This is a genomic window from Marinomonas lutimaris (assembly GCF_019426345.1).
GTDB classification, from domain to species: Bacteria; Pseudomonadota; Gammaproteobacteria; order Pseudomonadales; family Marinomonadaceae; genus Marinomonas; species Marinomonas lutimaris.
Window position 1 is genome coordinate 113,711 of record NZ_JAHLLW010000006.1, and the last position, 13,479, is coordinate 127,189.

The 13,479-nt window shown below is 43.2% G+C and carries 13 protein-coding genes; 6 read left to right on the forward strand and 7 right to left on the reverse strand.

All coding sequences use genetic code 11. The features are described from left to right. Window positions 1-7: 7 nt before the first annotated feature. A complete protein-coding gene (locus KPL72_RS09175) occupies window positions 8-727 on the reverse strand; it encodes an RNA methyltransferase (protein WP_219702535.1) in 720 nt (239 codons plus the stop codon). 298 nt (window positions 728-1,025) lie between these two features. Between KPL72_RS09175 and KPL72_RS09180 the strand changes: the two genes are divergently transcribed. Next, complete coding sequence (locus KPL72_RS09180) at window positions 1,026-1,814, forward strand: inositol monophosphatase family protein (RefSeq protein WP_212916218.1); 789 nt, start codon at window positions 1,026-1,028, stop codon at window positions 1,812-1,814. Between the two features lie 84 nt (window positions 1,815-1,898). Here KPL72_RS09180 and KPL72_RS09185 read toward each other — a convergent pair whose 3' ends face one another. The 5 genes from KPL72_RS09185 to KPL72_RS09205 all read right to left on the reverse strand — a co-directional run bounded on the left by KPL72_RS09185 (window position 1,899) and on the right by KPL72_RS09205 (window position 6,367). Then, complete coding sequence (locus KPL72_RS09185; protein ID WP_212916219.1) at window positions 1,899-2,960, reverse strand: Gfo/Idh/MocA family protein; 1,062 nt, start codon at window positions 2,958-2,960, stop codon at window positions 1,899-1,901. Between the two features lie 248 nt (window positions 2,961-3,208). Next, a complete protein-coding gene (locus KPL72_RS09190; RefSeq protein ID WP_219702536.1) occupies window positions 3,209-3,865 on the reverse strand; it encodes a YceH family protein in 657 nt (218 codons plus the stop codon). Between the two features lie 33 nt (window positions 3,866-3,898). Further along, on the reverse strand, window positions 3,899-4,687 hold the full coding sequence (locus tag KPL72_RS09195) for a sterol desaturase family protein (RefSeq protein ID WP_219702537.1): 789 nt from the start codon (window positions 4,685-4,687) through the stop codon (window positions 3,899-3,901). A gap of 59 nt (window positions 4,688-4,746) precedes the next feature. Continuing rightward, a complete protein-coding gene (locus KPL72_RS09200; protein ID WP_212916222.1) occupies window positions 4,747-5,139 on the reverse strand; it encodes a DUF1801 domain-containing protein in 393 nt (130 codons plus the stop codon). A 73-nt stretch (window positions 5,140-5,212) separates the two neighbouring features. Next, a complete protein-coding gene (locus KPL72_RS09205) occupies window positions 5,213-6,367 on the reverse strand; it encodes a MalY/PatB family protein (protein WP_219702538.1) in 1,155 nt (384 codons plus the stop codon). 336 nt (window positions 6,368-6,703) lie between these two features. On the opposite strand from KPL72_RS09205, the gene betI reads away from it, so the two are divergent. From betI to choV, 4 genes are all read left to right on the forward strand, one after another. Further along, on the forward strand, window positions 6,704-7,285 hold the full coding sequence (gene betI, locus KPL72_RS09210) for a transcriptional regulator BetI (protein ID WP_219702539.1): 582 nt from the start codon (window positions 6,704-6,706) through the stop codon (window positions 7,283-7,285). 154 nt (window positions 7,286-7,439) lie between these two features. After that, complete coding sequence (locus KPL72_RS09215) at window positions 7,440-8,375, forward strand: choline ABC transporter substrate-binding protein (protein ID WP_219702540.1); 936 nt, start codon at window positions 7,440-7,442, stop codon at window positions 8,373-8,375. Between the two features lie 81 nt (window positions 8,376-8,456). Then, window positions 8,457-9,302, forward strand: a complete 846-nt coding sequence (choW, locus tag KPL72_RS09220; RefSeq protein WP_212916226.1) for a choline ABC transporter permease subunit — start codon at window positions 8,457-8,459, stop codon at window positions 9,300-9,302. A gap of 3 nt (window positions 9,303-9,305) precedes the next feature. Next, window positions 9,306-10,496, forward strand: coding sequence for a choline ABC transporter ATP-binding protein (choV, locus tag KPL72_RS09225; protein ID WP_212916227.1), 1,191 nt, complete (start codon window positions 9,306-9,308; stop codon window positions 10,494-10,496). A 124-nt stretch (window positions 10,497-10,620) separates the two neighbouring features. Here choV and KPL72_RS09230 read toward each other — a convergent pair whose 3' ends face one another. Further along, the gene (locus KPL72_RS09230) at window positions 10,621-11,958 is read right to left on the reverse strand and encodes a glutamine synthetase family protein (RefSeq protein ID WP_012071185.1); all 1,338 of its coding nucleotides are present in this window, start codon (window positions 11,956-11,958) and stop codon (window positions 10,621-10,623) included. A 229-nt stretch (window positions 11,959-12,187) separates the two neighbouring features. On the opposite strand from KPL72_RS09230, the gene KPL72_RS09235 reads away from it, so the two are divergent. Next, window positions 12,188-13,465, forward strand: coding sequence for an NAD(P)/FAD-dependent oxidoreductase (locus tag KPL72_RS09235; protein ID WP_212916228.1), 1,278 nt, complete (start codon window positions 12,188-12,190; stop codon window positions 13,463-13,465). The last annotated feature ends 14 nt before the right edge of the window (window positions 13,466-13,479 follow it).

Genomic DNA, 13,479 nt, shown 5'->3' on the forward strand with positions numbered 1-13,479 from the left:
CTAGTCATTACTTCATTTTCTTTTCCATCGAAGTCAACATACCTCTTAACATGCCCACTTCTTGCTGATCCAATCGCGAACGCTGAAACAAACGACGAAAACGTGTCATCACTTGCATTGGCATTTCAGGATCAAGAAACTCAGTCTGTACTAAGACTTTTTCCAAATGCTCAAGCAAGTAATCGATCTGCTCAACATTGGCCGCTGGCACATCCCATTTACTCGCAACCACTGGCGCATCTTTCATCAATAGAGTCTTCATGCGTAACTCATAGGCAATAACCTGTACTGCCGCACCCAAATTCAAGGAACTAAAGGTCTCAACAGAAGGAATATGCACATGATAATTACAGCGTTGTAGCTCTTCGTTGGTGAGTCCTCTGTCTTCACGACCAAACACAAATGCCGTCACCAAGCCTTCATCAAACACCAAGTCTGCTGCTTGCCTTGGATCTACCAAAGGCCAAGGAATATTACGTTCACGAGCACTGGTGCCGATGACTAGCTGACAATCAGCCAAGGCTTCTTCTAAAGTATCTACAACAACGGCATTATCTAAAATATCCATCGCACCAGAAGCGCGACTCACCGCTTCATCACTAGGATATTGCTTAGGTGCAACAAGATACAGATCTGCTAGCCCCATATTTTTCATTGCACGAGCAGCACCACCAATATTTCCAGGGTGCGATGTATTAACAAGGACAATTCTTACTTTATTTTGCATTTTATGAGGTACCAATAATAGCCGTCGGACAATGGCGCGTATCTTAACAGATATTTATCATAAAGCCGCAAGCCGATCAGTTTTTAACCAAAACTTCACTAGCAAAAAGCGCACTGTTACGATAGAATTCGCGCTCTTATTTAGGCACTCGGTTCTATTGTGCTCTTTGCTTAAGGTACTTACCTTTGCGAAGGCAATTGATAAAACGGAGAAGCCCGCTCTTTAACACTTTATTTGGCAACTTATCGTCTTATAGACGGTATATGCATTTTAATGACGGAATAATTGACGGTAAATTATGCAACCTAGAATCAATGTCGCACTTAAAGCAGCTCGTGCCGCTGCAGAATATATTGTTCACTCGCAAGAAAAATTGCTTTTTGATAAAGAACAAGGTCAGTCCGCTGAACAAGTTTATCAAGCTGTTTGCTCTGGCGCAGAACGCAGCATTGTTTACCACCTAGAAAAAGCCTACCCAGCTGACACCATCACAACTCGCCTTCAAGGCACAGTTCAAAATGGCGAAGAAGGCGAATGGATCATTGATGCAATCCAAGGACAGCACTTATTTTCACGTGGCCTAACGGGCAACGTTATTACTATGAGCTACCTAGTTGCCGGTAAAGTGGAGCACGCTCTTGTGCTAAACCCTCACACCAAAGACGAGTTTTACGCTAGTAAAGGTCGTGGTGCCTACCTGAACAACTCTCGAATCCGTAGCAGCTCTGCACGTACATTAGAAAACGTGACTGTCGCAGCACAATTCCCTGCAACTGATCGCTTGATGCCTTACCTATCTGGACAATTCGCTGTGCTCACTGAAATTGCAGAGCAAGGCGCTCGTGCTGTTATGCAAGACTGCCCAGCATTGATGCTTGCTAACGTTGCAGCTGGTCGTCTTGATGCAGCTTGGGGCATTAAACTTCAAGAATGGGAAATGCAAGCGCCGCTATTCATTGCAAAAGAAGCTGGTTGTTTATTCGCTGGTTTTGATGGCTCACCAAGCCTAGAAAAAGGCGATGTACTTTGCGCAGCACCACGTTTGTTTAAAGTATTGCTGCCAACTCTAAACAAACACCTAAACTAAAACTGAACTTTGGTTTAAGAACATAGACAAAAAGGCTCTTTTCAGCGATGAAAAGAGCCTTTTTTTATGATAATTATTTTCTAATTAATGCTTATGATGACCATGTTCATGATGATGGTGATGTAAATCCTCTTCATCATGGTGATGGTGGTGGTCACTAGAGCCATCTTCACCCGGATAGAACAAACCTATATCTTGACGAATCTCATCTAACGTTGCTATCAGCTCTAAACTGTTCTGCCAGCTATGATTAGGACTTTGAATCAAACCTTCTTCAAGGCAGCGGTTCACTTCATCTACCTCAAACTGGTAGCCATTTCCGGGGAAATCAAACTCCACAGCGCGCTCTTTATTATCAGCGCTAACAACACGGCAGGATTTGGCTTTGAACCATTCTGAATCGATTTCAATATAACCTTTAGAACCAGATAACATGGCACGGTTCGGATTACACGAGATCAAAGACGCATCCAAAGAAGCAAGCTGTCCACTTTCCCAACCTAATAGAATTTGCTCGAACAGATCCACTTCCGTGTCGCCAATCACCGCTTGGTTCTGAACAAAGTCCGGCTTACCGAAAAACAATTGTGCTAAGAACACCGGATAAATCCCTACATCCAATAAAGCGCCGCCGCCAAGCTCAAGATTCATCAAACGATGATTAGGATCTGTAGGCCCAACAAAATTGAAACTTGCCTGAATGCTGTTCAGGTCGCCAATTTCACCTTCTTCAACCCACTCTACAACTTGCTCTATAACAGGATTAAAACGCGTCCACATGGCTTCCATGACAAACACGTTATGCTCTAACGCTAAATCGTAAAGCTCCTTAGATTGCACCTCATTGATAGTGAAAGGCTTTTCACACAATACAGCCTTACCCGCCAAAATACAGGCTTTGGTAAGATCGTAATGAAATACATGAGGTGTCGCTATATAGATAACATCCACTTCATGACTATTAATCAGTGAAAAGTAATCAATAAAGGCCAATTCGATATCAAATTCGGCCGCAAATGCATCCGCTGATGCCTTATCACGAGAAGCAACCGCACGAAGTTCGCCCGCTTTGACATGACAAAAATCACTGGCAAATAAATGCGCGATTTGACCTGTACCAATAATACCCCAGCGTACCTTCTTCATAGGATTCTCCCCATAGACTTAATCAAAGCATTAACGCCAACAACTTATTAGTGTTAAAAATAGCGACACTAAAAAACGCACGTAAGAGACCTTTGCACGACGTTACGAGCGAAACCAAGACGAGGCAAAAATAGACGAGAAAGCAGAGTTTATGAGTTATAAATGAGCATTTCGAGTCTGTTTTTAACAAAGTATTAGCAAGCACAGTAGTCGTGCAAATATCTCGCTAAGTTTGACGTCAAAGAAGACTATAGTCCACTGGCATTTTCAAGTTCATGAATGCGTTCATTTAATTTTTCAACTTGCACTTCTAATTCTTTAACTTTGGCTTCAAGTTGTTGAGTGTATTCATCGCTTGTATCAGAAGAAAAGGAGACAGCTGGCCGCTCTGATTCTGTACAGAAGCATTCTTGATAGCGCTGCTCGCGCTTACCCGGCTCTCTTGGTAACAGGCAAACATAAGGGCCACCCGTTTTCGACTGCAGCGACTGCAAAGCTATTTCCACTTCGTCACGAGATTGGAAGCTATGCAAACGACCACTGCGTGAGCGAAGCTCTCCTGGCGTTTGAGCACCACGAACAAACATCAGGCAGATAATCGCCGTTTCCGCTGGCGACAATTGCAAATCGGAAAACTCCGTATTACAAAACCTGTGCTGATATTTACTGACTCGGCTATGAGATGCATTGATTTCAGTCACCAAGCCGCGAGCCACCAAAGCATCTACCGCGCCTTGCACCTCTATTTCAGACAGTTGAGTAACTGGCTCACGATTGGACTTTTGATTACAGGCATTTACGAGGGCATTCAAACTAAGAGGATATTGATCTGGCGTGGTAATCTCTTTTTCCATAAGACAACCAATAACACGCATTTCGATAAAATTTACTTCGTGATAACTCATAGTTTTTCCTAACTGCTTCTTCTTTATTCGTCTTTAACGATGCTTTTTAAATAATGTAAAAGGCATCACCAATACTTCCTTTAACGATCTTGGTTGATACGTAACCGTATCAGGCAGTCCTATTTTTAAATGTTCATCTCCTTCTAAGGCAATATTTCTTTTTGTCTTAAAAAACGTATCCCAAATACTCAGGAAAAATCCGTAATTACTGTTCGCCTCGAGGCTCACTCTTGAATGATGTATGCGATGCATATCTGGAGTAACTACTAGCTTCTTAACCCATGCCTCGATATTAACAGGCAACCTTGCATTAGTATGGTTAAACATAGCGGATGCATTCAATAAAATATCAAACGCCAGCACGGCTTCCACTGGAATCCCCAATAACCAAACGGCTAAGGCCTTAATACAAAGAGACAATACAATTTCGATGGGATGAAAACGCATCGCAGAACTCACATCCAATTCAGGATCAGAGTGATGAACGCGATGAATACACCACAAGAAAGGAACACGATGAAATAGCCGATGCTGCCAATAAATAAGGCAATCTAGCAATAGAACACTCAGTAGAAAAACAGCCCAAAAAGGCAAACCCAACACCCAAAAAAGACCAAAATCTGGGCTAAATAAAGCCACAGAAGATAGCAATAAAGGCTGAAAAACTCGAACGCTAACCGCACCGATGACTAACAAAAAAAGGTTATGACACCAACGTTGCCGCCACTGCAAAAGAGCACCTCTTGGCCAATACCATTGCCAAAAAAGCAGCACACTAAAGACCAGAAAAAAAACACCCATACGGACAGTGAAATCTATCATTTAGCAAATAGCCTAGGATAAAAAAACCTTAAATATCAAATAAAAAGCTGTAATAAAGCTTACTGAATAAGTACTGAAGGTTCTCGATGATTCAGTAAAAAATGAACTTTTATCTGTCCAAAAAGTTCCGCTAATACATTAAGGTTGATCTCATCTAATCGGTGAATAATAAAACAATTATCCCCAAATTGAACATGAGGTAAACGCTCAGCAAATGGGTAAAGTACGCTAAGATCCGAAAAATATACGCACAAATGATCTTCTCGTGCCGCCACACCATAAAGCCAACCAGCATTCTGCTGAAAGTAAGGAATGCCCAAACCGCCGACTAGCTCAGCCTCGGGGGCAATTAATTCCATCATTTGAATTATTTCCAGCAAATCTTCTCGAATCGCAGGAGAAGCTTGCTGGATATAGCGACTAACAAAATTACTCGATGCTAACGTCAACATAAGAACAGCTCCTGTAGATGCACTTTAACCTGAGCTCGATCTCACTTATTTGACTGTTTTAAAAGCAAATAAATCACATAAATTTGTGTTTTATGAGTGCCTCTTCAATACGAGTCATCGCTTGGTCGAGAATGGATCGGGGACAACCAAAGTTTAGGCGAACATAGTTAGGATTACCAAAATCTTTACCATCGGAAACACCAACACCAGCATCAACAAAAAATTGATACGGATTATCGAGCGACAAAGCTGACGCATCTATCCACGCAAGATAAGTGGCCTCTAAATGCACCATTTTCAGAGGTGTCGAAGCCAATCGTTCAACCAACAAATCTCGGCTGCCTTTCAAATACACCAACAGCTCATCGTGCCACTCTTGACCTTCTTCATAAGCAGCAATAGCAGCAGTTAGACCTAACATATTGGGCGATGGAATTAAGCCTGCTCTTTCTTTGTTAAATGCTTGACGCAATTCAGCGTTTTCAATCACCGCGAAAGCATAACCCAAACCCGCAATGTTGAAGGTTTTACTTGGCGCCATTAAGGTAATGGTGCGATTCGCAGCGTCTTTATTCAAACTGGCAAAAGGCACGTGAGGCAAATCATCCAAGATCAAGTCGCAGTGAATTTCATCACTCACCACCAGCAAATCGTATTTTTTTGCTAACGCGTGAATACTTAATAATTCCGCCTTGGTATAAACCGTCCCTCCTGGATTATGTGGATTACATAACAAAATCATCTTACTTTTAGGGTTGGCACAAGCCGCTTCAAATTGCACCATATCTGGCACCCAACGGCCATCATCAATGACCATATCCACATTTAATAAATCACGCTCCGATGTTAATGGCGCTTTCGTTAAATGATAATAAACAGGGCCAGGTACAACGATGCCATCACCTGCATTTGAGAAAACACGAACACTCAAATGCAAAGCGCAAACTAGTCCAGGTAAATGAACTAAATGCGCGCTAGAAATATCCCAGCCATAACGAGTAGACAAATGTGTTTGAATGGCTTTTGATAAGGCTTTAGGCGTATGCGTGTAACCATAAACGCCCTTTCCAACTCGTTGATTTAAAGCATCTTTAATGCAATCTGGCGAATCAAAATCCATGTCCGCCACCCACATAGGGATGACATTTTCAGGGTATTTTGACCACTTATCACTGCTCATATCCGATCTATCTATCAGGGTATCAAATACCGAAAAGCCGACATCCATAAAATAGCACTCCAACCTTTAATTTAGCTTTATAATTAACACTATCGCGCCTGAAAATTCCAGCCATAATAGCCAATAGGAAAAACGAAAAAGAGCAAGTTAAAATAGTACATTAAGTAAAATATGAGCACAAAAACACTCATTTCTTATCTTATACCGACAGAATACCTCTGAAAAAAAAGACAAAAAATTTTTAAAAACAAATTACCCCTTTAAAATCATATAATTAGATTCTTTAGAGCACTAAGTTTCCTAATTGTCAAGGGTTGACCTAAATTACACAATCAGCCTAGTATAGTTTTCATTAAACGGCTGTTTAATAAAAAAGGATCCAAAATGCCAAAAGTTGGAATGCCCGAAATACGTAAACCTCAGCTCATCGAGGCCGCAATAAAGGCCATAGATAAATATGGTTTTGCGGGGGCAACAGTCAGTGTTATTGGTAAAAAAGCAGGCGTTTCTCCAGCCATCATCAACCATTACTTTGGTGGCAAGGATGGCTTGTATGAAGCAACGATGAGAAGCCTGATTCGTGAGTTTTTTGAAGGGTTATCCAAAGAAGTCATAAAAACGAAAAATAAATCAGCTAAAAATAAAGTAATGGCCATCGTAAAGGCCAGTTTTAGCCAGTCCCAAACACATCCCCAAGTCGTCAAAGCTTGGATGGGATTTTGGGCATCAGCCATGCACACGCCCTCTTTGTATCGATTGCAAAATGTCTACTCTAAGCGCTTACAAACATCGCTTGTGTGTGTGTTAAAAGAAGAATTTGAAATTAGCAAAGCCCGCCGCATCGCCCTAACAGTTGCCGCACTGATTGACGGGATGTGGCTACGAGGCTCATTAGCCGGCGGCATAAATAAACAAGAATCAGCGGCTCAAATACAAGATTATTTGGATCTCGTGTTTAAAGAATAAGCCTTAAACACGCTATCACACGGATTTTTTTCTTACATTTTTTAGGCAGTCTACAAAACAACACTGCCAACGTTTTAGGAGTTCACGGTCAGTGCCAGCACTCGGCACTGTATTCGCTCATTGATTTTGAGTTCAATAGAAAGAGGGTAAGGGTATGTTAAATAAGGCAAAGAAGACCGCAATAGCCATTAGTATGGCAAGTGTTTCGGGACTCACCATGGCAGCAGATTGTTCAACAGTTCGCTTTTCAGATGTGGGTTGGACAGATATTACCGCCACCACAGCAGTAACCAGCGAGATCGTCGAAGGTCTAGGCTACAAAACCAAAACACAATTGTTATCTGTTCCTGTTACTTACACTTCGTTAGCAAATGGCGATATCGATGTTTTTCTAGGCAACTGGATGCCAACCATGCAGGCAGACATTGAACCTTACCTAAAAGCAGGTACTGTTGAAGACCTTGGTGCAAACCTAGTCGGTGCCAAATACACTCTAGCCGTTAGCAAAGACGCTTTTGATGCTGGTGTAACGGACTTTTCCGATCTTGCCAAACACCGCAAAGAATTTTCTGGCCGCATTTACGGTATCGAACCTGGCAATGACGGCAATCGCATCATCCAAGACATGATTGATACTAACGCCTTTGATTTAGGCAATTTCCAACTAGTTGAATCCAGCGAAGCTGGCATGTTGTCTCAAGTTAGCCGAAATACCCGCCGCAACAAATGGATTGCCTTCCTAGGTTGGGCACCACACCCAATGAACGCCAACTTTGAAATGGAATACCTTTCTGGCGGAGATGATTACTTTGGCCCTAACTACGGTGGTGCCGACGTACACACTAACGTCCGTAAAGGTTACATCCAAGCATGCCCTAACGTTGGCAAGCTCATCACAAACCTAAAATTCTCTTTACCGATGGAAAACCAAATAATGGGCGCCATTCTTGATGAAGGCAAAAAACCCAATATCGCAGCAAAAGAATGGTTAAAAGCGAACCCTGAAGTTCTTGATGCTTGGCTTAAAGGTGTAACCACTAAATCTGGTGATAACGGCCTAAGCGCGGTGAAATCACACCTAGGTCTTTAATACATCACTTGCACATCATAACGGCTCCCTTAACAACACACCGTTGAGGGAGCGTCATCGAACTATCGGGAGAACACATATATGAATTGGCTGACGGATAATAAAATCCCTCTTGGCGCTTGGATGGAAAACTTTGTCGATTGGCTGGTTACTGCGGCTTCCGGTTTTTTTGATCTAGTCTCTATAACGTTAGAAACCATGATAGTCACAATGGTCGACGCGATTGATTCGATTCATCCGCTTGCAGTTATTGCCATTATTTTAGTTGGCGTTTGGTTTCTTCATCGCAGCATTGGCCTGCTTATTTTTATAACCCTATCCTTACTACTGATTATTAATATGGGTTATTGGGTGGAAACTATCCAAACCCTAGTACTTGTCGTCTCGGCAACAGCAATAAGTGTATTAATTGGTGTTCCTATTGGCATTGCGGCCGCCCATCGGCCTTGGCTATACACCATGTTGCGTCCAATTTTGGATTTGATGCAGACGATTCCAACCTTTGTGTACCTTATTCCAACACTCATTCTATTTGGTCTAGGTTACGTACCAGGCTTGATATCGACCATTATTTTTGCGATTGCCGCACCAATTCGCTTGACCTACTTAGGCGTCAGTAAAGTACCCAATGAGCTTATCGAAGCAGGCCTAGCCTTCGGTTGTACAAAATCAAAATTGCTATACAAAGTTGAACTGCCAGCTGCTATGCCAAACATCATGGCTGGTGTCACTCAATGTATTATGTTGTCTTTATCCATGGTGGTTGTCGCAGCCTTGGTTGGAGCAGATGGCTTAGGGAAGCCGGTTATCAGAGCATTGAACACGGTAAACATTTCCCAAGGGTTTGAAGCAGGTGTTGCCATTGTATTGGTTGCCATCATGCTAGACCGAATTTGTAAGTCGCCATCATCTAAGAACGCGGGGTAATTTATGTCTGTTGTAACAATTGAAAACGTCGACATTGTCTTCGGTGACAATAAAGCAAAAACACTCCCTCTTATGGACAAAGGTCATACTCGTGATCAAATCCTTGGTATGACTGGCGACGTAGTTGGTGTGCAGAACGCCAACATTGAAGTCAACGAAGGTGAAATCTGCGTATTAATGGGACTATCTGGATCTGGCAAATCTACCTTACTGCGCGCCGTCAACGGTTTGAATAAAATTGCCCGTGGCCGTTGCCTTGTAAGAGACGGAGACAAGATGGTCGATATGGCAAAATGCGACGACGCAACACTACGTCACATGCGTACTCGTCGCGTATCCATGGTATTCCAAAGCTTTGCTTTAATGCCTTGGTTAACCGTACTTGAAAACGTCGCCTTTGGTTTAGAGATGCAGGGCATGCCAAAAGCCGAGCGTCTTAAAAAAGCACGCGAGCAGCTAAAAATGGTCAGCTTAGACAAATGGGCAAACAAAAAACCAGACGAGCTGTCGGGTGGTATGCGCCAACGTGTAGGTTTGGCAAGAGCTTTTGCCATGGACACAGACGTTTTGCTAATGGACGAACCTTTCTCTGCGCTCGATCCATTAATCCGTTCACAACTTCAAGATGAACTGATCGAGCTGCAAAAACGCTTAAATAAGACCATTATTTTCGTTAGTCACGATTTAGATGAAGCACTGAAGATCGGCACCAAGATTGCCATCATGGAATCCGCTAGAATCATTCAGGAAGACGCTCCTGAGCAAATCGTCCTAAATCCTGCTACTGAGTACGTAGAGAAGTTCGTTGCTCATACCAACCCTCTGAACGTGTTACGCGGTAGCTCGCTAATGACACCACTAACTGAATTGGCAGTACAAGACGAGCATGTTGTTATCAATGAAGACATTAAAATGAAACTAGAAAACGGTAAACTGGTTTCTGTGCAAGGACCAAGAGGCGACATTCCAACGGCTCGCTGGACACCAGAAACCATCCTTGCCAACGTGCCAGATAATACCGTCTTTATCGTTCCAGCCAACATCGCCATGCGTGATGCCGTAGAGTTACGCTATCACTCCAACCATTTCATGGTATTAGAAGAAGCAGATCAATGCGTCGGCATTCTCAACGACCATAACTTTTACCATGCCCTACTAGGTAAGCACTTTGGACGCGAAGAAGCCGCGGCTTAGCGCTTTTCTCTAGATAAGACCAAATAAAGAAATAAGACCAATTTGAAATACAGATAAATAAAAAGGCCAGATGTTTAATCCATCTGGCCTTTCTTGTTTTGACGCTGCTTTCACACCTAAATCATCAAACGTTCAGCAACAAGTGCTCTCGTTCCCAAGAACTAATCACTCGGTTAAAGGTTTCAAATTCACTGCGTTTGACGCCCATGTAGGCTTTGACGAAATGTTCGCCCATGATGTCACAAAGCGGTTGGCATTCTTCCAAAAGACGCAAACCTTCTTCAAGAGTACGAGCGATTTCAACTTCTTCCGAAGGTGGCTTTTTACCTTCCACAGGTTCAGTAGGATGCAGTTTCTCTTTAATACCAAGATAACCACACGCCAATGTTGCAGCTATCCCTAAGTAAGGGTTGCAATCTGCACCCGGAAAACGATTTTCAATGCGCGTCGCCTCTGGTGGCGAAAACGGAATTCTTAGTCCTGCAGTACGGTTATCAAATCCCCATTGCATATTGATTGGTGCCGCCATATCTGGAGAGAAACGACGGTAAGAATTGACGTTTGGGGCAAAAAAACTGATCGCACTTGGTGTGTATTTTTGCAATCCACCCAAGTAGTTATAAAACAGTTCACTTGGGCTGCCGTTGTCATCAAACAAGTTTTTCCCTGTTTTGCTGTCCACCAAACTCTGGTGAATGTGCATCGCACTGCCCGGCTCATGTTGCATAGGTTTGGCCATAAACGTCGCGTACATACCATGCTTCATAGCCGCTTCACGCAAAGTACGTTTAAAGACAAATACCTGATCGGCCAAATCTAACGGATCACCATGGATAAAGTTGATTTCCATCTGCGCCGCACCAGACTCATGGATCAAAGTATCCACATCCAAACCCTGTGCTTCGCAATAGCTGTAAAGCGTATCAATCACTGGGTTGAACTCGTTCACTGCGTCTATGCTGTAAGAACGACGAGAAGTCTCTCGTTTGCCAGAGCGCCCTACTGCGGGTTTTAATTCATAATCTGGATCGGTGTTTGGATCAATCAAATAAAATTCTACTTCTGGGGCAATCACTGGTGTGATGCCTTCTTTCGCATACAGAGCAAGAATATTACGTAGAATCGTACGACTAGATAAAGGATGCAGCTGGCCGCTTTTATCATAACAATCATTGATGATTTGCGCCGTAGGTTCATCAGCCCAAGGCACTAATCGGAAGGTGTTCGGATCAGGGTGAAGCTCCATGTCTCGGTCGCTCGCATCCACCAACTCGTAGTGATTGTCAGCCCAATCACCGGTGACACTTTGCACGAGAATAGTCTCTGGAATACGCCCGAACAATTCTGCCAAGAATTTATACGTTGGATAAAATTTACCACGAGCGTTGCCCGTCATGTCTGCCAACGTTGACTCGACTTCCGTTATTGAATGTTCTTTCAAAAAAGCTTCAAACTCTGTCATAACCCACCTTGTGCCAACGAATTTCTTTATTAAAACGGCTAAAAAAATGCCTATTGCGGATACAGTCTATTTGTTTACTATGATCACTAAATTAATTGATAATTTGGCTTTGAACATATTTTAGTTGATCGACTAAAGCAACTGCTTTTGCCAGAATGGGCCAAAATAAAACCATCATCTAATTCGATACCAACCTTTCGTTGCTATCTGTTTTCAAAGGACTCACCAAGTGAATACTCACGAAGCATCCTACTACGCCGCAACAGCGAATATACAGACAGATTACCCAAACCTAACAGGCGAACAAGAAACCGATATCTGTATTATTGGTGGTGGTTTTACTGGCGTTTCTGCCGCACTGCATTTAGCTGAAGCTGGCTTTAAAGTAAGTTTAGTCGAAGCCAATAAAATTGGCTGGGGAGCGTCTGGTCGTAATGGTGGTCAGATTTGCCAAGGTCATAACATGGGCCACGAAGACATGATAAAACAGGTCGGCAAAGACACCGCCGATTTGCTATGGCAAAGCTCGGTGGACTCGGTTGCTTTAGTGAAAGAACTTGTTAAGCGCTACAACATAGATTGCGACTTGACTGCAGGCGTTTTGCACGTCGCCAGCAAACGCCGTCATGGTGACGAAATTAAAGAATCCGTGGAATACAAACGCAATACATTAGGCTACAGCGCAGTCGACTATCTAACCGCTGACGAGGTTGCTAAAAAACTCGGCACGGACCGTTATTTTGGTGGCGAATTTTATCAAGAAGGCGCGCACATTCATCCGCTTAACTTCGTCTTAGGCATGGCGCAATCGGCAACTGCTCATGGCGCCACGCTTTACGAAAACTCCACTGTCATCTCTTATAAAACGGGTGAGAAACCGGAGGTTATTACCGAAAAAGGCAAGATACGTTGTCGCTACCTGCTATTCGCTTGCAATGGTTATTTGGGCAAACTTAATGGCGCAGCGGCGAAAAAAATCATGCCGATTAATAACTTCATTATTGCCACGGAACCCTTGAGTGATGAACAGGCAAATCGCATCAATGCTGAACGAGTCGCAGTGGCTGATTCAAAATTTGTGGTGAACTATTTCCGCCTGTCTGCTGACCAACGTTTGCTTTGGGGCGGCGGTGAAAACTACAGCCAACATTTCCCCAAAGACATCGCGAGCTTTGTAAAAAAGCACATGGTTGAAGTTTATCCAGAACTGGCCTCTCACAAAATTGATTACGCTTGGGGTGGCACTTTAGCCATCACGCTAAATCGCATGCCGCATATTGCTCGACAAGAGCAAAATATCTTTGTCGCACAAGGTTATTCTGGTCATGGCGTGGCGCTGGCGACTTACGCGGGCGCTATTTTTGCAAAAGCGGTACAAGGTTCTCTAGAAGGCATAGACGCCTTTGAGCGTTTACCGATAAAAGACTTCCCCGGCGGTACATTACTGCGTTGGCCGGGGTTAGTCGCGGGGATGTTGTATTACTCTATGCTGGATCGATTACCCTAACAAAATACAAAAGC